Source organism: Mesonia phycicola (assembly GCF_900141885.1).
Classification (GTDB): domain Bacteria; phylum Bacteroidota; class Bacteroidia; order Flavobacteriales; family Flavobacteriaceae; genus Mesonia; species Mesonia phycicola.
Genome location: NZ_FQYY01000007.1, coordinates 199,189 through 225,645 on the forward strand (window position 1 = coordinate 199,189; position 26,457 = coordinate 225,645).

Annotated in this window: 13 protein-coding genes; 4 read left to right on the forward strand and 9 right to left on the reverse strand. The window is 34.2% G+C overall.

Translation table 11 applies throughout. The features are described 5' to 3' along the window. Window positions 1-4: 4 nt before the first annotated feature. From BUC03_RS11880 to BUC03_RS11910, 7 genes are read right to left on the reverse strand one after another with little or no spacing between them, the layout of a single operon-like run. On the reverse strand, window positions 5-619 hold the full coding sequence (locus BUC03_RS11880) for a deoxynucleoside kinase (protein ID WP_073152269.1): 615 nt from the start codon (window positions 617-619) through the stop codon (window positions 5-7). Between the two features lie 5 nt (window positions 620-624). Further along, window positions 625-1,410, reverse strand: a complete 786-nt coding sequence (locus BUC03_RS11885) for a hypothetical protein (protein ID WP_073152329.1) — start codon at window positions 1,408-1,410, stop codon at window positions 625-627. A 10-nt stretch (window positions 1,411-1,420) separates the two neighbouring features. Then, window positions 1,421-1,747: a DUF6122 family protein gene (locus BUC03_RS11890; RefSeq protein ID WP_073152272.1), complete on the reverse strand. Its 327-nt coding sequence runs from the start codon at window positions 1,745-1,747 to the stop codon at window positions 1,421-1,423. Then, window positions 1,748-2,086 carry a DUF202 domain-containing protein gene (locus tag BUC03_RS11895; protein ID WP_073152274.1) on the reverse strand — a complete coding sequence of 113 codons (339 nt, stop codon included), beginning with the start codon at window positions 2,084-2,086 and terminating at the stop codon, window positions 1,748-1,750. 1 nt (window position 2,087) lies between these two features. Continuing rightward, window positions 2,088-3,848, reverse strand: a complete 1,761-nt coding sequence (locus BUC03_RS11900; RefSeq protein WP_073152278.1) for an SLC13 family permease — start codon at window positions 3,846-3,848, stop codon at window positions 2,088-2,090. Window positions 3,849-3,870: 22 nt separating this feature from the next. Then, window positions 3,871-4,800 carry a 2-hydroxyacid dehydrogenase gene (locus tag BUC03_RS11905; RefSeq protein WP_143159192.1) on the reverse strand — a complete coding sequence of 310 codons (930 nt, stop codon included), beginning with the start codon at window positions 4,798-4,800 and terminating at the stop codon, window positions 3,871-3,873. Between the two features lie 6 nt (window positions 4,801-4,806). Beyond that, on the reverse strand, window positions 4,807-6,168 hold the full coding sequence (locus tag BUC03_RS11910; RefSeq protein ID WP_073152284.1) for an acyl-CoA dehydrogenase family protein: 1,362 nt from the start codon (window positions 6,166-6,168) through the stop codon (window positions 4,807-4,809). A gap of 184 nt (window positions 6,169-6,352) precedes the next feature. Here BUC03_RS11910 and BUC03_RS11915 point away from each other — a divergent pair, with 184 nt between their 5' ends. Then, complete coding sequence (locus tag BUC03_RS11915) at window positions 6,353-8,479, forward strand: Tex family protein (protein ID WP_073152287.1); 2,127 nt, start codon at window positions 6,353-6,355, stop codon at window positions 8,477-8,479. Here the strand turns inward: BUC03_RS11915 and BUC03_RS11920 are convergent, their stop codons facing one another. Both BUC03_RS11920 and metK read right to left on the reverse strand, forming a co-directional pair. After that, window positions 8,480-9,121, reverse strand: a complete 642-nt coding sequence (locus tag BUC03_RS11920; RefSeq protein WP_073152290.1) for a MarC family protein — start codon at window positions 9,119-9,121, stop codon at window positions 8,480-8,482. A 270-nt stretch (window positions 9,122-9,391) separates the two neighbouring features. After that, complete coding sequence (gene metK / locus BUC03_RS11925; RefSeq protein WP_073152292.1) at window positions 9,392-10,651, reverse strand: methionine adenosyltransferase; 1,260 nt, start codon at window positions 10,649-10,651, stop codon at window positions 9,392-9,394. Between the two features lie 447 nt (window positions 10,652-11,098). Between metK and BUC03_RS11930 the strand changes: the two genes are divergently transcribed. From BUC03_RS11930 to BUC03_RS11940, 3 genes are all read left to right on the forward strand, one after another. Continuing rightward, entirely contained in the window at window positions 11,099-16,078 is a 4,980-nt protein-coding gene (locus tag BUC03_RS11930) for an Ig-like domain-containing protein (protein WP_084112933.1), read from the forward strand. Window positions 16,079-16,230: 152 nt separating this feature from the next. Then, window positions 16,231-22,158, forward strand: a complete 5,928-nt coding sequence (locus BUC03_RS11935; protein WP_073152297.1) for an Ig-like domain-containing protein — start codon at window positions 16,231-16,233, stop codon at window positions 22,156-22,158. A 94-nt stretch (window positions 22,159-22,252) separates the two neighbouring features. After that, on the forward strand, window positions 22,253-26,422 hold the full coding sequence (locus tag BUC03_RS11940; protein ID WP_073152300.1) for an Ig-like domain-containing protein: 4,170 nt from the start codon (window positions 22,253-22,255) through the stop codon (window positions 26,420-26,422). Window positions 26,423-26,457: the final 35 nt, after the last annotated feature.

Below are 26,457 nucleotides of genomic sequence, written 5' to 3' on the forward strand. Positions count from 1 at the left end.
CATTTTAAAATAAGCCATTAATTTCTCCATCAATTTTATTAATAATTTCCCCTAAGTCTTCAGGATTATCAACAAAATTAATGTTGTCTACATCTATAATTAACAATTTTCCTTTATTATAATCGTGGGCCCAAGCTTCATACCTTTCGTTTAGTCTGCTTAAATAATCTATAGAGATAGAATTTTCATAATCTCTTCCTCTTTTTTGAATTTGAGCTACTAAATTAGGGATGCTACTTCTTAAATAAATAAGTAAATCAGGACCTTTGGTTACTCTCTCCATTAAATCAAACAAAGATTTGTAATTTTCAAAATCTCTATTGGTTAGTAGCCCCATTGCATGCAAGTTAGGTGCAAAAATGTAAGCATCTTCATAAATAGTTCTGTCTTGAATAATGCTTTTTCCGCTTTCTCTAATTTCTAGTATTTGGCGAAATCTACTGTTTAAAAAGTAAATTTGAAGATTGAAAGACCAGCGTTCCATTTGATTGTAAAAATCTTCTAAGTACGGGTTTTCTAAAACATCTTCATATTGAGGTTCCCAATTATAATGTTTAGCCAATAACTTAGTTAGAGTGGTTTTTCCGGCACCAATATTTCCGGCAATGGCTACGTGCATACTAATTATTCGTTTGATAAGTTAAGCTGATAACGATAAATAAAATTATCGATGTAAAGGTAAAGGTTTTCATTATTCAAATAAAAATCTTTAACGTCATTTTCAGAAATTGTTAATGGTTCAAGTGCAGGTTTGTCTTTGCGTAACACAAACCATTTGTTGTTATTTCTTCCAATTATTTGATTGTTGTTTTCTACAAATTCAAAATTTTCAGGAACTTGTATTGCCTTTATAAAACTTCCGTAAGAATTATAAAGCTCTAATTTTTTGTTTTGTAATAACCAACAGAAATTATAATTGCTTTTTAGCTGAATTATTTCTGAATTAATAGGTTGTGTGTGTGAAATTACTTTTTTAGAATTATAGTTAAAGAGTTCTAGTTGCTGAATATCAGTGTTGTATATCCAGATACTTTTGTCTTTTCCTGTGCTAGCAAAACTAACGTTTCTAAAATTGGTAATATTGGTAAAATTAATACGGTAAATTTCATTTAGCCTATTATCTAGAATAACGACAGTGTTCATGTTTTTGTAAAACAATGTAATTTTTAACGGATTTAATAAGTCTACAGAAGTCAACTCTCCTAATAAAAAATCTGTAAACTGATATTTTTTAGCTCCTTCTAATTTAAAAAATGTATTGTTAGTAATTCCGTAAAAATTATTGAATTTATCTACCCCAACAAATTCTTGTAAATTAAAAGGCGTTTTTTCTATTAAAGAAATAGTTGCAGGTTGAGCTTTTATAGAGCAAGAAGCAATAAATAAAATAAAAAAAGAAAGTAATTTCATAATATTAAAGTTAGCTAAAATTATTCCATATACAATCAATTGCATCCGTAAACATATGGAAGCAAAGCCCAATGCAGATAATTTTTATTATTTTGTGTTGAATAAATATAGCCCCTAAAACATAGAACCCTATAGCAATATAAGAATGTAGCGGATGAAAATTAATACTACATCTGTTAGGCTCAAAAATAGGTTTAGCTAATAAATGATCTGCGTCTACAAGCATCGTAGCTATTAAAAGAAGCCAATATTTTTTCCAATTTTTTCTATCAAAAAGATATGCAATCAACCCAACGGCAATAAAATGAAGAAAATAATGCGTAAAAGTTTGAAGCATTTATAACTCTTTTTTTTCTTCAGCGTATTCTTGTGAAGAGTCGTCTGGCAAAAGTAAATTTTTTAGTTTTCTTTCTAAAGCAATATATCGCCAAATGCCAATAACAATAAAAATTACACAAACACAGAGTGAAACGTAACCTAAACCGTGTACTTCTGGATAATCTTCAATTTTTAATAAAGCAATCCCGCCAACAAGTAAATACAAAGAGGCTCTAATGTATGCTAAAAGCGTTCGCTCGTTAGCTAGTTTGGTACGCTCTAGGGCCAAATGTTCTCGCAGTTTTTTTTCGTCAATTACTTTTGGCTTAAACGGGTTATGTAGTTTTACTTTTTTCATTTTAAAAAGGGAAAAATAACGGAATTATAAATGATGCTGCCAACCAAATTATAAAATTTAGCGGAGTTCCTATCTTTAAATAATCTTTAAATTTATAATTACCAGGTGCATAAACCATTGTGTTGGTAGGGTAACTTACTGGCGTCATGAAAGTTAACGAGCAGGCAAACATAACTGCTATTAAAAAAGGTTTATACTCTACTTGCATAGCTTCTGCTAAACTAATAACAATGGGAGACATTAATGCAGCTGCAGCTTTACTAGACAAAACATTGGTAGATAAAAAAGTGACTAAAAACACCAAACTAAGTGTGAGTCTAGGGTCAAAGCTACCCATTGTGTTATAAATAAGTTCTGAAATTAAGTCTGAGCCGCCAGTTTTTTCTAATGCCGCACCCATAGAAAGTACACCGGCCATCATAAATATTACTTTCCATTCAATAGCTTCATAGGCTTCTTTTGGTTTTAAAATGGTGGTGGTTACAATTAATAAAGCTCCCACTAATGCGCTAATTAAAATGGAAGTTATGTTTAATGCAGCGGCTAAAATTACTCCGATTAAAATTAACAAAGTAGGGATGGCTTTTTTTAAGTCGAATTTTTTTGCCTTGTATTTAGATAGTGTAACTACTAATTTTTTAGAGACTAATTTTTTTAAGCTTTTATCTGAAGTGTATAATAACATCATATCACCTTCACGTAGTGTAACTTTAGAAACCTCGTGAGTTATCATTTCTTTACGGTGCCTAATTGCTAATATAGAAGCATAATATATGTTTCTGAAGTTAAGTTGCTGTAACGATTTTCCTGATAGAGAAGAGCCGTACGGAATCATAACTTCATATATTTTTTTTTCAGCATCGTCGTGAATTAACTGTTCGTCATCGTCTAACTTGTAGGTTTTATTTTGTTTTAGCTTCGCTAAGTGTTGCGGATTAATAATAACCTTCAAAATATCATCTTTACGTAAAACGGTTTCTTCGTTAATTTCATACACTCGATGGTGTTTGCGTTTTAGCATTAAAACCTGCGCGCTAAAATCTTTATTAAGGCTAGAATTTCCAATTTTTTTATCGATATCGGGATTGTTCTCTAGCAATTCAATTTCTGCAATATATTTTTCAGCTTGTTTTTTTAAAGAATTTTTAGCGCTTTTACGTTTTGGTAGTAATAGGGGAGAGGCAATGAGTAAATAAACCATTCCTATAGAAAATAAACATAAAGCGGGCAAGGTAAACTCAAACATACCTAGTGGTTCTAGACCACTTTTTTTAGCATAACTACTCACCAAAATGTTAGTAGAAGTACCAATAAGCGTACACGTGCCGCCAAATAAAGCTGAAAAAGAGATAGGAATAAGTAATCGCGAAGGAGGAATATTAGTCTCTCGGCAAACCAATAACGCCATTGGTATTAGTAAGGCAACCACAGCGGTATCGTTAATAAATGCAGAAAAAACTCCTGCAGACAAGCAAAATATTATTAAAGCAAAAAGATAATTAATCTTAGCAACCCGAATTATCTTGCTTGACAAGCCATCAATAAGTCCAGATTTAAAAATGGCTGCACTAATCACAAACATACAACCTAAGGTAATGGTAGCTGGGTGATTAAAGCCTGCAAAACCTTCTTCTGGGTTTAAAACGCCAGACACTATAAACAACGACATAATTATTATAGAAGTTGTGTCTATGGTGAAATAATCTTTAATAAAAAGAATTATTCCTATGGCAATTATAGCAAAGGTGAGGTAGAGGCTCATGTATTTTTTCTATATAAACTCATCAATAACCTTTTTCTAAATTAACCTCGTCTTTTAATGGTTCGTTATTTTGCATTCGTTTAAAATTTTCAACCATTTTTGGGACAATGGTTTTAGGGTTGGTAATACTGGCAGTATGTGGAGTTATTACTATATTTTTGTGTTTCCAAAACAAATGGCCTTCTGGTAAAGGCTCTGTTTTAAATACATCTAGCGTAGCGCCAGATAGTTGACCGTTGGCTAAAGCTTTTAAAAAATCTTCTTCTTGTAATTGTGCGCCACGGCCAACATTAATTAAATATGCACCTTTTGGTAGTTGCAGAAATAATTCTTCATTTAAAATATCTTCGGTTTCTGGTGTATGCGGAAGCATACAAACTAAAACCTCAGACTTAGCTAAAAAAGTATTTAATTCATCTTCTTTAAAGGTTTCAATGCCTTCAACTTTTTTCTTTGAGCGAGACCAACCTAATACTTTAAAATCGTTTTTTACCAATAATTTTCCGATGGCTTGACCAATATTTCCGAAGCCTAAAATACCTACAGTAACATCTTCTGGGCGTTTATAAGTGAGTCTTTTCCAATTGTTTTTTTGCTGTTGCTGAAAATATAATGGCATATCTCTTAAATAATTCAGAATAGCATTCAGCACATAATAACTCAAATCGTAATTAAGATAATCGTCTTTTACTCGAGTAACCTTAACCCCTTTAGGAATTTTTTTTGAAGTAATATGTTTTACACCAGCGGCCATAGAGGCAATTACTTTTAAATTAGGAAATTTTTCAAATGCATCTTCTGGCGGGTTCCAGGCAACTACAAATTCTGTCTTTTCTCTTTGCGTGTCGTTGGGATAAACTTCTACTGTTAAGTTAGAGTTTTCTTCTTTAAAATATTGTACCCATTTAGAAACACTGTTTCTTTCTGGGCAAATCATTACTATTTTATTCATAATAAATTATACAAATGCGCTGTAACCAGTAATGGCGCGTCCTACAATTAACGAGTTGATTTCTTTGGTGCCTTCATAACTATAAATAGCTTCTGCATCTGCTACAAACCTTGCCACATCATGTTCTAATAATATGCCGTTACCGCCTAATACTTCTCTAGCTCTGCTAACAATATCACGAGTACGCATACTACAATACACTTTTGCAAGAGAGGCGTGCTCGTCGGTTAAAATACCTTCATCTTGCATTTCAGAAAGTCTAAAAACCATGGTTTGCATCGCGGTTAGGTTAGAAAGCATTTCTACTAAATGATTTTGTACCAATTGGTAAGAGGCAATGGGTTTGCCAAATTGCTCTCTTTTTTTGGTATATTTTAAGGCACTTTCATAAGCGCCTCTTGCGCAGCCCACTGCTTGCCAAGCAACTCCTGCACGCGTCATTTTTAAAACTTTAGAAGTATCTCTAAATGAGTTGGCATTTTGTAGCCGATCACTTTCAGGAATTTTGCAGTCGCTAAGAGTAATAATGGCGTTTTGAACGATTCTGAGAGCCATTTTATCTTCCATTTTTTCAGCCTTAAAACCTGGGTTTTCTTTTCTAACAATAAACCCTTTTACTTGATGCGAATCTACATCTTTTGCCCAAATTATAATTACATCGGCAAAAGTAGCATTACCAATCCATTTTTTTTGTCCGTTTAAAATCCAATTCTCACCATCAAATTTACAAGTAGTTTCCATTCCTTGAGAAACGGCAGAGCCGACGTTGGGTTCAGTTAAACCAAAAGCGCCAATTTTCTCTAATTTTTGCATTTTGGGTAGCCATTCTTGCTTTTGTTCTTCGTTTCCGCAGAGGTAAATAGACCCCATTGCTAAGCCGCTGTGAACGCCAAAAAAGGTAGAAATTGAAACATCTACGCGAGCGATTTCTTGGGCGATAATCCCTTCCATTAAAAAAGGAAGATTTGGGCAGCCATATCCTTTGTAGGGAACTCCGGTAATATTTAGTTTAGCAAATTTCTCGATGATTTCAAACGGAAATTTAGCTTTATTCCAATAATCGTTTACCAAAGGTCTAACTTCATCTTCCATAAAGTTTCTCACCTTAAGTTGAAGCTCACGTTGTTCTTCGGTCAGTTTTAAGTCGAGATTATAAAAATCACCATCGATAGGAGGTAGCTGGTGTTGCCCTTTTTTACCTTGATGATTAAGCATTTTCATAAGGCCCTTTATTTGCCTATCGTCAAGATTTCCTAAAGTATTCATTGCTTTTTTAAGATCAATTTTCTCATTAAGCTTTGCTAACTTATCTAAATCTACTTCTTTAAGTAAACCTATGGTATTTTTAATTTTATGGAACAAAGACATATCTCTCGTGTTTTGATTACCCTAAAGTATGAATTAAATAATCGGGAAATTGTTAAAGATTTCCGAAGAAATAGAAATTAAATTAGTCCAGTTTAGTTTTTTTTGACGCAATATATCTTTCTAGAACTAGGAAGAGTAATGCTTAATTTTTTACCTTGTCCGCTTTAAAATTTAAGTATAATTTATGTCTCTTTTTAACTATATAATTAAGCAAACTAATCTTTCATCTAATTCTGTAAAAAACACCCTTAAGCTTTTTGAAGAAGATTGTACGATCCCTTTTATAGCAAGGTACCGTAAAGAAATGACGGGAAATTTAGATGAAGTGCAAATAGAAGAAATTTTAAAAGCAAAACTCTATTTTGAAGAGTTAGAAAAACGAAAGGCTTCTATTTTAAATAGTTTAGAAGAACAAGAGGTTTTAACAACAGATTTAAAAACTAAAATTGAAGCTACAGATTCTCTTTTGGTTCTAGAAGATTTGTACTTGCCTTACAAAAAAAAGCGAAAAACCAAAGCAGATAAAGCCCGTGAGCAAGGTCTAGAGCCTTTAGCTAAAATAATAATGGCTCAAAATGCAGTCAATATTAATCAGATAGCACAAAAATATACAAGTGATGAGGTTACAAACACCTTAGAAGCTTTAGTGGGTGCAAGGTTGATTATTGCCGAATGGATAGCTGAACGAACTGATATTCGAGATTATATTAGATATCAATTTAATAATTATATTAATATAACCACTTCAAGTATAAAGGCGAAAGTAAAAGAAGAAAAAGCACAAAAATTTAAAGATTATTTTGATTGGTCTGAATCGCTTAAAAAAATACCATCACATCGATTTTTGGCAATACAAAGAGCAGAAAAAGAAGGTTTTATTCGAGTAAAATTAGAAGGAGATGAAGATCGTATTATCCAACATATACAACGAAAAGTCATTAAATCTTCTGGAGTTTGTGCCGAGCAAATAGAATTAGCTATTGCAGACAGTTACAAGCGTTTATTAAAACCTTCTTTGGGTAATGAGGCATTACAAAATGCTAAGAAAAGAGCAGATGAGTCGGCTATTCAAGTGTTTGCAAAGAATTTAAAACAATTATTATTAGGAGCTCCATTGGGAGAAAAACGTGTTTTAGCGATAGATCCTGGTTTTCGTACGGGTTGTAAGCTAGTTTGTTTAGATGAAAGTGGTAAGTTACTGCATAACGAAACTATTTTTCCGCATCCGCCACAAAATGATCAGAAAACAGCAATCAAGAAAATTAGCACGCTTACTGAAGCTTATAAAATTGATGCTATTGCCATTGGTAATGGTACAGCTTCTCGAGAAACAGAAGCTTTAGTAAGAAAAATACATTTTAAAAACGAAATTCAAGTATTTGTAGTAAGTGAGGCAGGAGCATCTATTTATTCGGCATCTTCTGTAGCAAGAGAAGAATTTCCTAATTACGATGCTACCGTTAGAGGTTCTGTTTCTATTGGTAGAAGATTGCAAGATCCGTTAGCAGAGTTAGTGAAAATTGACCCAAAAGCTATAGGTGTTGGTCAATATCAGCACGATGTAGACCAAAATTTATTAAAATCAGCACTTGACCGTGTGGTGGAGACTTGTGTAAATGCAGTTGGAGTAAATATTAATACTGCTAGCAAATCTTTATTGAGTTATGTTTCTGGAATAGGAGAGAAGTTGGCTGAAAATATTGTAGAATATAGAGCTAATAATGGTGCTTTTACATCAAGAAAAGAAATTAAAAAGGTAAAACGTTTAGGTGAGAAAGTTTTTGTGCAGAGTGCTGGTTTTTTACGTATAAAAAATGCCAAATATCTCTTAGATGATTCATCAGTACATCCTGAACGTTATGCTTTAATTGAAAAAATGGCGAAAAATGAAGGGAAAAAAATTGAAGAATTAATAGGAAATACTCATTTGTTAGAAAAAATAAAACTAGAGAAATATATTTCTGAAGAAGTGGGGTTACCTACGTTAAAAGATATTGTCGCTGAATTAAAGAAACCTGGATTAGATATTAGAGAAAAAGCAAAAGTATTTACATTTAACCAAAATATTAGAAGTATTGATGATTTACGAGTAGGGCAACTTTTACCTGGTATAGTTAATAATATTACCAACTTTGGATGTTTTGTAGATGTAGGTATTAAAGAAAGCGGATTAATTCATGTTTCTAATTTAGCTGATGAATTTGTGAGTGATGTAAATAATTATGTGCGCTTACATCAACAAGTTATTGTAAAAGTTTTAGAGGTAGATGTAGCTAGAAAACGTATACAATTACAGCTACATAAATCCTAGTTATACACCTCTTAAAATATCAATAACAATAGGTTTTAATCCGCTAAAGAAAAACTCTACAGCAATAACCATTACAATTAATCCCATTAAACGCATTAAAACGTTTTTACCAGTATTACCAAGTAGTTTTAGAATTTTAGAAGAACTTAGCAAAATAATATAAGTAAGAAGTAGTACTAAAAAAATACCGGCAATTAGTACTGCTTTTTGCTCTATACTGTCTGCATCTTCCATCATAATAATGGCATTGGTAATAGAACCAGGCCCAGAAATCATTGGGATAGCAAGTGGTGTTATGGAGATATCTTCAACATAATTTTTTTTCTCAGATTTAGTTTTCACTTTAACGCTAGCAAGTCTTGCTTGAAGCATATCCATTCCCATTAAGAAGAAAATTACTCCTCCTACAAGCCTAAAACTATTTACAGAAATTCCGAAGAAATTAAAAAGCAATTGTCCAGAAAATGCAAAAGCAACAATAGTGATAAAGGCTGCAATGGTAGCTTTACGAGCTGTAGCATTACGATGTTCTGTATCTAACTCAGAAGTCATCGTCATAAATACAGGCATTGTCCCAATTGGATTAATCAATGTGAAAAATGAAGTAAAAGCTAAAAGTCCAAATCCAAATAAATCATTCATTTCCTGAAGTTTTTTACAAATAAAATAGAAATTTTCCTGAAGTGTATAAAAAAACCTCCTCAATTTATAGAAGAATATTTTTTTTAATCACATATAAAGTAGATGCGGCTTATTGGGTAAGTGATAGAAAATGATTTATAGGTAAAAAATTGTCCTTATATATAATAAAGGACATGACAAGAATTTATGTAGACATAAAAAACGCTATTCAAAATATTTTTTAATATTCTGAATAGCGTTATGAGTAAAACTATTTTTTTTGAAAAATGCTTATGAAATGTTGAAAGCTTCTTTTACTTGGTTTATGTAATCTAATTTTTCCCAAGTAAATAATTCAACTTCTTTGCTTATTTTTCCAGAATATGGACTTTCGAAAATTTTGGTTATAGTTTTATGTTGTTTTCCCATATGTCCGTAAGCAGCAGTTTCTCTATAGATAGGATTTCTAAGTTTTAAACGCTCTTCAATAGCTGCAGGTCTCATATCAAATATCTCTTTCACTTTATTTGCTATCTCACCGTTAGAAAGATTTACTTTAGACGTTCCGTAAGTATCTACAAAGATAGAAGTAGGTTCGGCAACACCAATAGCGTAAGACACTTGCACCAAAACTTCATCTGCCACACCAGCGGCAACCAAGTTTTTAGCAATATGTCTTGAGGCGTAAGCAGCAGACCTATCTACTTTGCTAGGGTCTTTTCCAGAAAAAGCACCACCACCGTGAGCACCTTTACCTCCGTAAGTGTCTACAATAATTTTTCTACCAGTTAATCCTGCATCTCCGTGAGGGCCACCAATTACAAATTTACCAGTAGGGTTAATATGATAGGTAATGTCTTCGTTAAATAAATTTTGAACATACTCTGGTAATTGTGCAATTACTCTAGGCATTAAAATGTGAATGATGTCTTTTTTTATTTGCTGAAGCATTTTTTCATCATCCTCTATAAATTGATCATGTTGGGTAGACAGTACAATTGCTACAATTCTCTGCGGAATATTATCATCGCTATATTCTATGGTAACTTGACTTTTGGCATCTGGGCGCAAATAAGTAAGGTCTTTATTTTCTCTTCTTAGCTTTGCTAGCTCAATCATCATTTTGTGAGAGATATCTAAAGCTAAAGGCATGTAGTTTTCGGTTTCTGTTGTAGCGTAACCAAACATCATCCCTTGGTCACCTGCTCCTTGTTCATCTTTACTTTCACGATCTACCCCTTGGTTAATTTCAGGTGATTGTTCATGTATAAGAGAGATTACTCCGCAAGAGTCGCCGCTAAATTTATATTCTCCTTTAGTATATCCTATGTCATTAATTACATCACGAGCAATTTGTTGTACATCTATATAGGTGTTTGAGCGTACTTCACCAGCAAGAACTACTTGTCCGGTAGTTACTAAAGTTTCACAAGCAACTTTAGAGTCTTTATCAAAAGCTAAAAAGTTATCTAATAAAGTGTCACTAATTTGATCTGCGATTTTATCGGGGTGTCCTTCAGAAACACTTTCTGAAGTAAATAAATAAGCCATTTTTTCAATTTTTTTAAAATGGAAGCAATATGACTGAAAGGTAGCTTAAAGTAGTGATTTACTGCTTTAGCATTTTTAAGGGTTGCAATCAGTCAAATTTTTCCCTGTGATTTCTAGGCGAAAATAATTAAATAAGCCAAGTGTTCGAAAAAATTAACTTCTTTTTAGAGAAATTAATATATAAAAATAGCTTGTAAAATATATTAGTAATGTGTTGAGACATTTTTTGTAAATAGTTGCGTCTGTTTATTGTGTTAAAGCTTAAGTGGTGTTCTGACTGTTTTTTATTTTATGTTTAATGTAGTATAGGTTATTCGCAAAACAATTTAAAAATTATTAAATTTTCCGCAAGTTTAAGTTGAATTTTATTTGATTTAACACATATATTTAACAAAAAAATAATATATATTCGTAAAGTTTTATTGTTTAATTATATAGGGATTAATTATGAAGAAAAAATACTTTAAGTTTTTTATATGTTGCTTTTTCTTTTGTTCTTTGAGTGTATTTGCTCAAGTGCAAACTATATCTGCTACTTATACGTCTGGAGATATTCCGACCGCATATAGTGCATTTGATGCTACTTGTAATGGTGCGTCTACTGCACTTACAATTACATTGCCTGCTGCTACTGGGAGTTGGGAGGTAGTAGGTGTTGATGTAGAGTATGATATGACTGCAAATAACGGAGCGTATATGTCTGAACAAATGTCAAGAATTCATTTTCAAAATACAGGTTTTAAAGAGACGGAAGTTAGTGGGGTAGGAACTGGAGGTACCTATTCGTATTCTAGGACTGGCTTAACTATGGCTAATGGTTTTTATGCGGGAAATACTAATTTAGTTTTTGAGATGGAGGCTTGGAGAACTTGGGGGAATACTACTCCCAATGATGGTTGTGGTACATATTATAATAAGGTAGATAATAATACTTGGAAGATTACAGTTTATTATCAAGATGCGCCAAGTTGTTTGGCTCCAACAAATGTACAGTCTGGAAATGAAACAACAACAAGTGTAGACATTTCTTGGACAGATCTTAACTCTGTTGCTCCAGCTTCTTGGAATATAGAGTATGGTGCTCCTGGTTTTACTCAAGGGACAGGTACGTCTCAAGTCGTTACTGCAAATCCTACTACGATAACAGGTTTAACATTAGCGACAGATTATGAGTTTTATATTCAATCTAACTGCGGAACAGCAAATGGAAATAGTCTTTGGGAAGGGCCTTACAGTTTTAGTACTACTATAGATTGTTCTGCTGTTAACTTAGATGTGACTAGTACAACTGGAGGTACTATAGCTTGTCAAGGTACAGCTATCTTGTCTGCTGTAGCTTCTGGTAACGGAGATGATATATATTGGTATGATGCTGCAATAGGTGGCAATATAGTAGGTACAGGGGCTAGTTTTACAACCCCAGTTATATCTTCAACAACATCATATTGGGCTTCAGAGATAAAAATGGTTTCGGGTTCTAATGGAAGTACGCCTGTTTATTGTGTTCCTGCATATTCAGCAGGCTGTACGTATGGTGATGATATTGATGATTTTGATATGTCTAGTGCAGGTATATATCATACAGGAACGGGATGTTCTACTGGGAACTACTCAGATTACACTACAGATTCTTCGTTAGTAGGGGTGATGAATATTGGAAGTACTTATAATTTTTCTGCTACTCATAATTATAGTGATCAATATTTAAAAATTTGGATAGATTTAGATCAAGATGGTATATTTAGTAGTTCAGAATTACTTTTTACTTCAGCTAGTGGTTCTTCCAATACTGTAGGTTCAATTACTATTCCTGCGGCTAATGGTGGGGCTACGGTTATGAGAGTGATGGGAGGGTGGTTAGCTGCTCCTGCCGATGCTTGTAATCCAGGGGTTAGTTATGGAGAAACTCACGATTATAAAGTAATAATTAGTGATGTTGCTTGTGAGTCACCGAGAGAAGAAGTGGTGGCTACTGTAGATTTAAATGGAGATATTCAGGTTACGACTGTGCCTTATACTAATATTAATAATTCATCGAATTATGGAGATCCATTTCAAGGTACTCCAGGGACTAGTTGTGGAACAACAGAAAATTATCTTAATGGAAATGATGTTGTTTATAAATTTACAGCACCTAATACTGAATTGGTAGATATTTTATTATCTGATCTTGTAGGTTTTTATGCATCAGTATTTGTTTATGATAGTTGTGGTGATGTTGGGAGTTCTTGTTTGGCGGGAGCTATTGCCGGACCGAGTGATGCAGATTTTGGGATAGAAAATTTTTCTGTCACTGCAGGAGAAGATTATTATATTGTAGTGTCAAGTTGGTTAAGTTCAACTATTGGTTACACTTTAGATATAATTCCTTTTAGTTGTACTTCAATTAATGTGCCGAGTGTAGTGTCGGTTCAAGAGTTTGTTTCCGGGGATCTCATTTCAGATCTAGAAGTGATTGCGACGGAACCAGGAGCTACTTTTATTTGGTATAGTGATGCTGGTGGTACAACTGTTATACCTGATACTACCTTATTGGTAGATGGGGTTACTTATTATGTTAGTCAGGTGTTTAATGGTTGTGAAAGTAGTCTTGAGGCGGTTACCGTTGATGAAATAGATTGTTCTACTTTAGATATTATTTCGGTTACTGGTGATATTGCTTCTTGTCGAGGTCAATTAGATCTTACTGCAGTAGCAAGTGGTACTGGAAGTGAAATTTATTGGTATGATGCTTCTACAGGAGGTAATATTGTAGGGATAGGGAGTAATTTTAAAACTCCAGAGCTTACTCAAACTACTTCGTATTGGGCTTCAGAAGTACGGTTAGTTGGTTCTGGTCAGTCTAGTGGTTATGGTATGATGTCACCTCAATATGGGTATAGTTCAACATTGACAAATCGTGGGGTTGTAATGAATATTACTGGAGCTACAACATTAGTTAGTGTAGATATTTATTCTGCAGCATCTACTGCTGGTAGTATAGATATAGGTCTTTTTGATGATTCTGGAGTAGAGATAGCTTCTACAACTTTTGCAGTTCCAGGAGGGGGGAGTAATTCTGCGCCTGTAGCAGCAACGGTGCCATTAAATTTTAATATTCCTACAGCTGGAGAATATAGGTTGCTAAAAACTTCAGGCTCAGTATCGTTAATGTATGAGTATAATACACCTTCTTATCCTTACAATTTAGGTGATTCGGAATTGATAGGTGGGGCAACTAGTGTAACGGCATCTGCAGTTAGTTATTATAATTACTTTTTTTATAATTGGACAATAAGTGAAGATGAGTTTGTTTGTGAGTCAATTAGAGACGAAGCGGTAGCAGTTGTTAATCAATCGGGTGATGTTATTCTAGATTATAATGATTTAAATTATTCAGATACTAATTCTACTGCTTTGTATGGAAATAATTTATCTGGAGATGCTGGGTCTTCTTGTGATGGTTCAGGTGTTTTAGATGGTAATGATGTGGTTTATCAATACACAGCAGATCCTACTAATGATGATATATTAACGATTGAATTGACGGGTGTTAATAATTCTAATGCGGGAATATTTATTTACGATAGTTGTGGAGATATAGGTGTTAATTGTATAGATGGTTTATTGATAAGTGGATCTTCAAGTGTTACTATCGAAGATTATTATATTTCTGCAGGAGAAAACGTATTTATAGTAATATCTTCTTCATCAGGTTCTGTTAATTATACTTTAAATATTTATGGTTTTGATTGTAGTAATATAGATCTTCCAGAGATAGATAGTGTGACTCCATATTTTGTTTCAGGTGATGTTTTAAGTGATATTGATGTTGATGAAAATATTAATTCTACTAATTTAACATGGTATAGTGATGCTGGTGGAACAATGCAAATTATGGATCCAACTTCAGAAGTATTGGTGAATGGGACTACTTATTATGTTTCTCAAACTATTTTAGGATGTGAGAGTGCTTTGTTAGCTGTTAGCCCTCAAGAATTTTTCTGTACTAATTTGGATATTACAAATGACCCTAGTGTAACTATATGTACTCCAGGAGGTAATGTAGATTTGATGGCGCAAACTTCAGGTGTTGGAAGTGAAATTTTTTGGTATGATAGTGCAGCTTCAACATCGCCAATTCATGTGGGTGATACATATTCTACAAACGTTTCGCAAACTACATCTTATTGGGTGAGTGAGGTGTTTAGTGATGGGAATTATTATGGAGGTTATGGTTTAACAAATTGGACTTATGGCTATGGCTCTACAACAACTGCAGGTTTAAAGTTCACAGCTAACTCTGCATTTACTATTAGTTCTGTAGATGTCTATTCAACCGGAAGTGGAGGAACGGTAGATGTTGAATTGTGGGATTCTTCTGAAAATGTCTTAGACTCTAAAAGTTATACAATTCCTGCAGGTTCAGATTCATCTCCTACAAAGGTTGTATTGCCAGTTGTTTTTGATGTTCCGGGTCCTGGTGATTATTATTTAATGAAAACAAATTCGGCTGATTTAATGTATGAGTATGATTTTTCTAATTCTTATGTGCAATATCCAATGTCTTTAGGTTCTTTTGGTCAAATTACAACTTCTCGTTATACGTACTCTACATATGAATATGATTACTATTATAGATTCTTTTATAATTGGATAGTGACTGATGGAGAGGTTATTTGTGAATCATCTCCTCAAGAGGTGGTAGTTACTGTGAACGATGTAGTGCCTTCTGCTCCTGCTGGTAGTGCAAGCCAAACCTTCTGTGAGGGTGCAACTATAGCGGACTTAGTTGCTTCTGCTTCATCGGTAAATTCAGAGATAATTTGGTATAGCGGAAATACTAATTATAGTATGTTATCTGCTAATACGACATTAGTTGACGGCTCTGTTTATTATGCATCTGAATTATTAGATGCTTGTGAGAGTGATATGCGTCTTTCTGTAACAGTTAAGATTACTGATCAAGCTGATTTGCCAAATGGTTCAACAAATCAAGGTGTTGTTTTAGGTTCTACTGTATCAGATTTGATAGTTTTAGGAGATAACTTAACTTGGTACTATGATCAGTATGGTATTCAAGAAATTCCAGATCCTGCATCAGAGGTATTGAAAGATCAACAAACATATTATGTGACCCAAAGTCCTGTAGCATTTTGTGAAAGTGATCTTTTACCTGTTACGGTTCATATTACTCTTGGTAATGATGATCCTGTTTTTGAAAAGTTGGTGTATTATCCTAATCCTACAAAAGCTTATGTTATTATAGAGAATTCTACTCCAATTAATAATATAAGTATTTATAATTTATTAGGGCAAAAAGTTTATAGTGTTAATGCTAATAGTTCTACGTTGAGAGTGGATACATCTATGTTGGCTACAGGTTCTTATATGTTAGAAGTAATTATAGGAGAAAAGGTGGCTGTTTATAAATTACTTAAAGAATAACCGTTTAATATATTTAAAACACCTGCCCGAAATTTTCATAATTTGGTTAGGTGTTTTTTTGTTTCAAATGGTTTATTTAGTGTTAAAGATTTGTAAAAAAGATATAAAAAAATGCTATATTTGACGAATTAGTTAAATAAAATAAATAATCCATGAAAAAAAAATACTTTAATTTATTTGGAATTATTCTCTTACTGCTTTCTTCTTTAGAGCTTGGTGCTCAGGTTTTTACGGAAGATTTTGAGTCTGGCTTAGGTGTATTTTCAAACGATGTGGGTAATAATGTTAATTGGACTGTAGAATCATCTATTGTTAATGGTGGTTCGCAATCTGTGAAGAATGTTTATACCGCAAATAATAATAATGTAATTTATCTCACCTCTTCTATTGATTTAACTGCTTTTTCTGGAACTCCATATTTAGAGTTTTATCATATAGCAAAGGTAGAGGGTAATTTTGATGAGGCGATTGTAGAGTTTTCTACAGATGGAGGGGTAACCTTTGCAGCGCCAACTGCTTCTGAATATATTGGTGCTGGTGTTTTAGTTGATGATGGTACTTTTGATGAAGATTCTTATAGTGATTGGGGTACTACCGCAACGACTCCAACTAATTCTTGGTGGAAAAAAGAGCAGTTTGACTTGTCAGCTTATGATTCTAGCACTCAATTTGTAGTGCGTTTTAGATTGGAAAGTGATGGTTCTCTTCAGAGGTCAGGTTGGTATTTAGATGATGTCGCGGTGGTTGATGTGCTTTGTGCTGCACCTACTCCTGCTTCTGTAGCGTTAACAGGTTCGTCAACTACTGCTACCTTAAGTTGGTCATCTATTGGCTCAGCTTGGGATATAGAGTATGGTGCTTCAGGTTTTACTCCTGGTGCTGGTACAACTGTTAGTGTTACTTCAAATCCTTATACAGTTACGGGTTTAGCACCTTCAGCAGATTATGATTTTTATTTGAGAGAAAATTGTGGATCTGGTAGTTATAGTTCTTGGGTTGGGCCTTTTAGTTATACTACTGCTTGTGGGGTATATTCAAGTCCTTATATTGATGATCTAGAGTCTTATTCTGCTTCTTTAAGTTTAAGTACTTTTGGTTGTTGGTTATCTGGGTCAGATGGGACTTACGATTGGAATATAGATAGTAATGGTAGTACTCCGTCTACAAATACGGGTCCTTCTGGGGCTTATAGCGGTAGTAATTATTTGTATGTAGAGGGTTCTTCAGGTTCTTCTGGAGATGAAGCTTGGTTAGAAAGTCCGTCTGTAGATATAAGCTCTTTAACTGCTCCAGCTCTTTCTTTTTATTACCATATGTATGGTGCAGATATAGGTACTTTACATATTGATGTAGGTAATGGTTCTACTTGGGATAATGATGTTTTTGTGATTTCAGGTGAGCAGCAAACTGCGCAGGCAGATCCTTGGGTAAAGGCTTTTGTAGATCTTTCTGTTTATTCTGGAGTTGTTCAGTTTAGGTTTAGAGCAGAGAGGGGTTCGGGTTCTTTTAATGGTGATATTTCTTTAGATGATATAGCTGTAGAAAATGGACCTTCTTGTTATCCGCCATCTTCTTTATCGGCTTCTAATATTACTGCTTCAGCTGCTGGTATTTCTTGGTCTAGTAATTCAACTAGTTGGGATATTGAGTATGGTTTTTCTGGTTTCACGCCAACAGGTACGCCCGTTGTAAGCGGTGTAACGAGTAACCCTTATACGTTAACAGGTTTGTCTTCTCAGACATCTTATGATATTTATGTTCGTTCAAACTGTGGGGCTGGAGACTTAAGTACTTGGGTTGGTCCTCTTGTGGTTGAAACCTTGTGTCCTAGTTATTTAGCGCCTTGGTTTGATGATGTTGAGTCTCATGCAACTACTACGTCTTTTGATGAGTCTCTTTGTTGGATAGAGAGTTCTACGGGAGCATTTGATTGGAATATAGATGGAAATGGGGGTACTCCTTCAAGTTCGACTGGGCCATCGGGCGCATATAGTGGTGTAAATTATTTTTATGTTGAAGGAAGTAGTGGTGCTCAGGGAGATGTTGCTGTTTTGGAGACTCCTCTTATTGATGTGTCTTCTGTGTCTAATCCTGGATTAAAGTTTTTTTACCACATGTATGGTTCTGCTATTGTTGACCTTCGTGTAGACTTTTTTGATGGGACTGCTTGGAATAATGATGCTTTTGTTGTTCTTGGTCAACAGCAAACTAGTGATACAGATCCTTGGTTATTTGCTTTTGTGAATTTTAGTTCTTACACTATAACGGGTCCTGTTAAAGTTAGGTTTAAAGCTGAGAGAGGAGGTGCTCTTTATAATGATGTGGCAATAGATGATATTTCTATAGAGTCACTACCTTCTTGTATAGAGCCTTATAGTGTTGTGGTTGATAATATTTCACAGACTACCGCTGATGTTTCTTGGATAGATTATAATGGTGCTAATGCTTCTGGTTGGGATATAGAGTACGGTCCTTTAGGTTTTACTCAAGGTACTGGTACTACTGTGTCTGCAAGTACTAGCCCTTTTACTGTTACTGGCTTAACTAGTGGTGTAGAGTATGATATGTATATTCAAACTGATTGTGGTGGAGGTGATTTTAGTTCATGGGAAGGTCCGTATACTTTTGAAACTTTATTTCCTGGCGCTGGGTGTAATGTGAATTTAAATGTGGCGAGCATACCTTATTCTGCTACAGATAATACAGGAAATTATCAAAATAATAATTCAGGGCCGGTAGGTTCTGGTTGTGGTTCTGTTGAGAATTATTTAAATGGTTATGAAGTTTATTATGAATACACTCCGGCTGCTGATGAAATGGTAGATATTTTAATGTCTAATTTATCTAATTTTTATGCAGGTGTGTTTGTGTATACTGATTGTGCTGATGTGGGATCTTCTTGTGTTGCAGGAGCTGTTGCGGGACCAAGTGATGCTGATTTTGGTATTGAAGATTTTCAAATGACAGGAGGTACAACATATTATATTTTAGTTTCTAGTTGGTTGACTTCTACTGTGGGGTATACTTTAGATATAGTTCCGTTTAGTTGTTCGTCAGTGATGTCTCCAACAGGACCTAGTCCTCAAGATTTTGTTGGCGGGGATATGGTTTCTGATTTAGAAGTTAATGCTACAGAGAGTCCTTCAACTTTTAATTGGTACGCTGGTCCAGGTGCTACTAACCCTATTTTAGATACAGAATTGTTAGTAGATAATACAACTTATTATGTAACTCAAACTTATAACGGTTGTGAAAGTGCTCCTTTAGCTATAACTGTAAGTGAGATTGATTGTAGTGCTTTGGCAATAGTTTCATCTGCAGGAAATGCGGTGAGTTGTCAAGGTAGCATGCAGTTAACGGCGACAGGCTCTGGTACAGGTGATGATTTGTATTGGTATGATGTTGCTTCTGGGGGTGATCCTCTTGCGTTTGGAGGTAGTTTCGATACGCCTATATTAACTAGTACTACCTCTTATTGGGTTAGTGAGGTTAGAGCAGACGGGTATATTTCTGCGGGTAATGCTAAACCTGCGCCTCTAGGAACTTCTGATTTTGGAGGTAGTAATTATGGAGTTAAGTTTACTGCAACGCAAGAATTTACTATTCTAGATGTTGAAATATATCCTTTAGGTGAAGCAGGTACATTTGATATTGTATTAATTGATGATAGTACAAGTAGTTCTTTATATACTCAAACGGTGACGGTGGCAAATTTAAATGGAACAACACCTGTAACGGTGCCTCTTAATTTTGTTATCCCGCCAGGTAATTATAGGTTAGTGCAGCAGGGGTCTATTGATTTAGTACGTGATTCTGGTACAGTGTTAAATTCATTTCCTTATCCTATAGGTCCAGGAGGGTCTTTAGGTTCGGTAACTTCAGGTAGTACGGGAACTAATGGTAATGCATCAGCAAATTATTATTACTTTTTTAATTGGACAGTGTCAACTGGAGAACTTGTTTGTGAGTCACCTCGTACAGAAGTTGTTGCTACAGTAAATCAAACAGGAGATGTATTAGTAGATTATACAAGTTTGCCTTACACTACAAATGATTCTACTTCTATATATGGTAACAATTTTGAAGGCAATCCAGGTTCAAGCTGCCCGGGTTCTAATTATTTAGATGGATATGAAGTGGTTTATCAATATACCGCAGATCCTCTTAATGATGATATTTTACAAATAGAATTAACTGGAATTACTAATTTAGAAACTGGTATGTATATCTATACTAGCTGTGGTGATATTGGGATTAATTGCTTAGATGGGGGGACTAATGATGATACATCATCTTCTATAAGTATTTCAGATTATGAAGTTTTAGCGGGAGAGACATTGTATATAGTTATTTCTTCTGAATCAAATACCGTAAATTATACTTTAGATATTTATGGATTTGATTGTGCAACTGTTCCTTTAGTAGGAGTGTCTTCTTCTCCATATTTTATTAGTGGTGATTATTTATCAGATATAAGCGCAGAAGCTTATGTGCATAGTACAGCTGTAACTTGGTATACTGATGCTGCATTAACTATGCCTATAGCAGATCCTACTACAGAAGTTTTAGTAGATGGAAATACTTATTATGTTACACAAACTGTATTAGGATGTGAGAGTGCTGCGGTTGCAGTAACTGTGGTAGAGTTTGATTGTTCTGCTTTAGGAATAACCCAGATAGATGATATTATAATTTGTTCTCCAGGTGGAGATGTTAATCTTTCTGCTATTGCAGGAGGTACAGGTAATGAAATTATATGGTATGATGCAGCAACTGGTGGTGATGTTGTGGCTACTGGTTCAGATTTTACTTCTACGGTAACTCAAACTACTTCTTATTGGGTTAGTGAGGCTTTTACAGGAGATGATATTCCTGTTTCTGGTTTTGCAAAACCAAACCCAGTTGGTACCTCAGATTTTGGAGGTTCTAATTACGGGGTTAAATTTACTGCAAATCAATTGTTTACGTTGTATTCAGTGGAAGTTTATCCTTTAGGTGAAGCTGGTACTTTTGATATAGAATTGGTAGATGATGATACTAATACTGTCTTACGTACAGTGACAGTTACTGTTCCTGATATGGATGGAACTACTCCAGTTACTGTTAATTTAGGTTTTGAGATAAATCCAGGAAATTATAGATTAGTTCAACAGGGAGTGATTGATATGGTAAGAGATTATAGTGCAAGTTATCCATATCCTATAGGTGTAAATAGTGTTTATGGAGATGTTACTTCAGGTACTTATGGTGCTAGTGGTGTTACAACACAAACCTATTATTACTTCTTTAATTGGACTGTCGGAGCGGCAGAGATTCTTTGTGAGTCACCAAGAACTGAAGTTACAATTACTGTAAATGATGTTCCTACAGCAACTCCAACAGGAAACGGAGCACAAGATTTTTGTGATGGATCAACGATTGCTGATTTAGTGGTTACAGGTACAGATGTTAAATGGTATAGTAGTGATGTGTCTAGTTCTCCTTTAGCAATAAATTCAGATTTAGTAGATGGCGAAATTTACTATGCTTCACAAACAATAGATAGTTGTGAAAGTGATGGAAGGTTGGCAGTAATTGTAAGTGTGAAAGATAATTCAGATCTTCCTATTGCTACAGTTAATCAACCTTTTGTTCAGGGAGATACTGTAGAAAGTCTTATAGTTTTTGGAGATAATCTTACTTGGTATACAAGTGTAGATGGGTTAATCTTTACACAAATAGATCCTTCTCAGGTTACTTTACAAGATCAAAATACTTACTATGTAACGCAAACTTCAAATGGTCTGTGTGAAAGTGAAAAATTAGCTATTACAGTACACGTAGGTTCTCTAGATGTGGATGATCCTTTGTTTGCAAATCTTAATTTTTACCCTAATCCAATGCGTGATAACATCACTATAGAAAATACAAATGCTATTGATCAAGTTGAGGTTTATAGTTTGTTAGGGCAAAAAGTAATTGAAGAGCACTCAACTCAAAATATTGTTAATCTTAATGTTAGTCATTTAGCTACAGGTACTTATTTTGTGAAAGTTACTGTAAGTGGTAAATTAACGATATTTAAGGTAGTTAAAGAATAGTTATACTGCTACAAAACAACAAGAGAAAAATCATTTAATTTTCTCTTGTTGTTTTAAATAAAATTTTATTAATATTTTTCAAATTTAATTAAAGATGAATAAAAATCACTTATTTTTAAGTATAGTGCTTTTGCTTTTTTTCTTCGGAATAAGTACGGTAAATGCACAGGTACTTGTTTATGAAGATTTTGAAGGCGGCTCAAGTCTTTCAGACTTCACGAGTTGGTCTTCCGGCTTGCCTCCGTTTGATATTACTAATACAAATGCTTGTTCAGGTAGTCAATCTTTAAGTGTTTCTTCAACAGGAGGTACTAGGGTGTTATCTTACGGCTCTCAAGTTACCACAGGTCAAAATATAGAAGTTTCGTTTCAGTATAAAGTAGTAAGCCCTCTTACGGGAAATCCTGTGGCAGCAAATTCAGTATCCATAGATTTGCAATATTCTGCAGATAGTGGTACAACTTGGACTACTTACACCACTTTAACTGGTGCAACTTTAGATTGTTCAACTCAAACAGATGTAATATCTTCAACTAATTTACCAGCAGGATCAAATTTTGCTTGGCAAATGGTAGTTAACCATACTGGTACAGATGTAAATGTTTATGTAGATAGATTTACTGCAGTAGAGCAGGTTTCATGTGTTAGTCCAACAAAAGTGGAAATAGATGAATCTAGTGTTACTTTTGACTCAGCAAATATTTCTTGGATAGATTTAAATAATCCAAATGCTACAGAATGGGAAGTAGCCTATTGTACATTTGAACTTGTACCTACTGGGAGTTCTATTCCTAATCCTAGTTGTAATAACCCGTTTCAAACAGTGACAGGTACTGTTGATTCAAATGGAGGTATGACGGCTTCATTAACAGGTTTAAATGATGGGCAAATTTATTATGTTTACGTAAGGTCAGTTTGTGGTCCTACAGATAAAAGTGAATGGTCAGCACCTAAGTCTTTCCGTACTATAGCAATAGGATCTTATTGTGAGGTTGCTATAGAGGTTAATCAAACGGTAGGTACTCCAAATAATAGTATTGATTTACCATATACAAATACTAATCAAACAGATGTTTTTGGTTCAGAAGATTATAGCGGAGCGCCAGGAGGTAATTGTGGTACTTCTCTAGATATTTTAGATGGTTATGAAGTAGTTTACCATTTTACTTCATCTCAAGATGATATTTTAACTGTAAGTGTTTCAAATTTAAGTGCTTCAGCGACAACTGGATTGTTTATTTACGAAGATTGTAATGATATTGGTGGTACAAATGGTATTTGTTTTGATGGAGGGTCTTCAACAAATGGTCAAGATTTTGAGGTAAATAGTCTTTTTGTTACAGCGGGACAAGACTTGTATATAGTACTTGCCACTGTAGATGCTAGTGGAGCGCCTATTAATTCTAGTTATACGATAGATATTGAAGGTTTTGAATGTTCAACTTGGATAGCTCCAGCGGGGGATGCTGTAGAGCCTTTTATTGCAGGTCAAACTTTGGCAGATTTTTCGATTACTAGCGCTGGAGTAAATCCAACAATTGATGGTGCTACGCTTAAATGGTATGATAATAATTCAGGTGTGCCTGGTATGGAAGTAACAGCTCCTTTAGATAGTGTATTGTTGAGTGATCAGGATGTGTATTTTGTTACTCAAAACATAGCTTCGTGTGAGAGCCCTTATTTAATGGTTACTTTTGAAGAAATTTTCTGTTTAACAGATTTAGGTGGTGTTAGTAACGGGCAAGCTGATGAAGTTTGTGAAAGTGGAGAGTTAACATTATCTGTTACCAAAAATTCTAGTCAATATGATAGTTATACAGAGGTTTACTGGTATGACCAAGCAACAGGTGGAGAGCCTGTAGGAGTTGGGTCAACATTTACAACCCCTACTTTATCACAAACACAAACTTATTATGCAACAGAAGTTTTTGTAGGTGAAGGCGAGATGACTAATCAAGGTAATCTTGGACCTGTAGCTTCAAGTACGAGTTCGTTAAATTATGGGGTTATTATTGATGTAGTTCAGCCGTTAACTATAGTTAGTGTAGATGTATATGTTGCTGGTACTGATAATTTAGAATTAGAGTTGGCTGGAGGGTCAACTGGTTTTGTTCCTTTAACAAAAACTATAGCAGTTAATGGTGGTACAACTTCAAATCCAACTTTAAACACTATAACTTTAAATTGGACTATCTCGAGTCCTGGGACATATTATTTAAGAAAAACGAGTGGTCCATCTATGTACTATACTGCTTCAACAGATGCAACTTTTCCATACGCTTTAGGTACTGGTGCAGAAATTACAAGTGGAGCTAATACTACAGGAAGTTCTAATACTGGGTATTATTATTTTTATAACTGGACAATTAGAGGTCCGGAAGAATTGTGTGAAACTGCTCGTGTGCCAGTTGATGCTGTAGTGCATGATGTAGCTTCTGTTACTGCTACTGCTACAGATATGCTTGTGTGTGTAGGAAGTACAGCTGATTTATATGCATCAAGTAGTGATTCTGATTATGTATATACATGGAGTTGGACAGATGTAAATGGAGCACAAACCTTAACTGGTGCTAACGTTAATCCAGTAGTTGTTGCAAATACAACATTTACAGTAGATGCTTATAACCCTATTACTACTTGTTCAACCTCTACTACTATAGATATTGAAGCTAATGGTATAGATTCTTTAGGGGTTATACCTGATGGTGATGTAGATATTTGTACAGATGAAATATTAAGTTTAACTGCTGGGTCATCTATTTATGATTTTAACAATGGCCAAGACGGTTGGACTTTGCAAAATTCATCTCAAACATCTGGATTAGTAAATGTTCCAGCTGCAGATTGGCAAATTGTTAGTTCTCCGTTCTCACCTACAGGATATCAATTAGATAATATAGTTACTGATGATAATTCAGATTTCTTTGTTACAATTCCTAATAAAGTTGGTTCTGGAGGTTCTGTAGATAATTACTTAATCTCTCCTTCATTTAACTTCGTAGGTACAGCAAGTGCTACTCTGTCATTTAAATATTTATTTAAAGATTATGGGTATAATTTAACAAATAATTTGTCTTATTTTGATGTGTATATACGTGTGGATCAAGGAGCTTGGCAAGATTTACGAACTAGTATATCTGGTGATTTTGACGCTCTTAATTTTGAAGACATGTCTTTAGATTTATCTAGTTATGTAGGCTCAAGTGATGTGCAAGTTGCTTTTAATATCAATGGTTCTTGGAGCTGGTGGCTTGCAATAGATGATGTTATATTAGAGAGAAAGTTTGCAGATGGCTTTGTTACCTGGTCTCCAATTACAGATTTGTATTTTGATGAGGAAGCAACATCTCCTTACGATGGGTCTGGTGTGAACCAGGTTTATTTTACGCAATCTAATGCTGGAGTGTACAATTATACAGCTACTTTAGATTTTGTTTCTTGTACAGATGTTACTAGTGATATAAATATTACAGTTAGTTTTTCAGACTTACCAACTGCTCCAAGTTTAACACAGTTATACATAACCGGAGAAACTACCGGAGATTTAGATGTTACTGGTACAGATTTAAAATATTATATTTTAAATGATGCAGGAGAGTATAGGGAAGTAACAATTAATTATTTGTTGTCTCACGGAGAAACTTACTATGTAACGCAAACATTAAATAATTGTGAAAGTGATTATTTAGCAATAACAGTAGAGTTAGAATGTCTTGCGCCAACAAATTTAACAATGACTACCGCGAATGCTTCTTTAGACGGTGCTACAGCTAGTGTCTTAATTGAATGGGATAACCCAGCAGATTTAACTAGTATTGAAGATTATATTCTAAAAGTTTATGATGAAAGTTCTATGGAGGTATATTCTAGTACTGTTTCTAGTAATCTAGATTATAAAGTTATTAATTATTTACCTTTAAATTCAAGCTTAACAGCAGAGATATATTCTATTTGTGATTCAAGTATTCCTGTGTTAAGTGCAGTGAGTTCTGTAGATTTTGATACAAATAATTTAAAGGTAGGAGATCTTGTTTTTAATACTTTAAATTATTACCCAAATCCATTTAAAAATGAAATTATTTTTGAAAATGGATCTGTGATAGATGTAATTGAAATTTATAGTATAAATGGTCAGAAAATTTTATCTAAAAAAATCGGTCTTACAGAAACTAAATTATCTTTAGATAACCTTGCAACAGGTGTTTATTTTGCAAGTGTGTATGTAGGTAAAACTAGAAAAGTTGTTAAAGTAATTAAGGAGTAATAATATATTACAAACCCTGATAGTGAGCTATTATG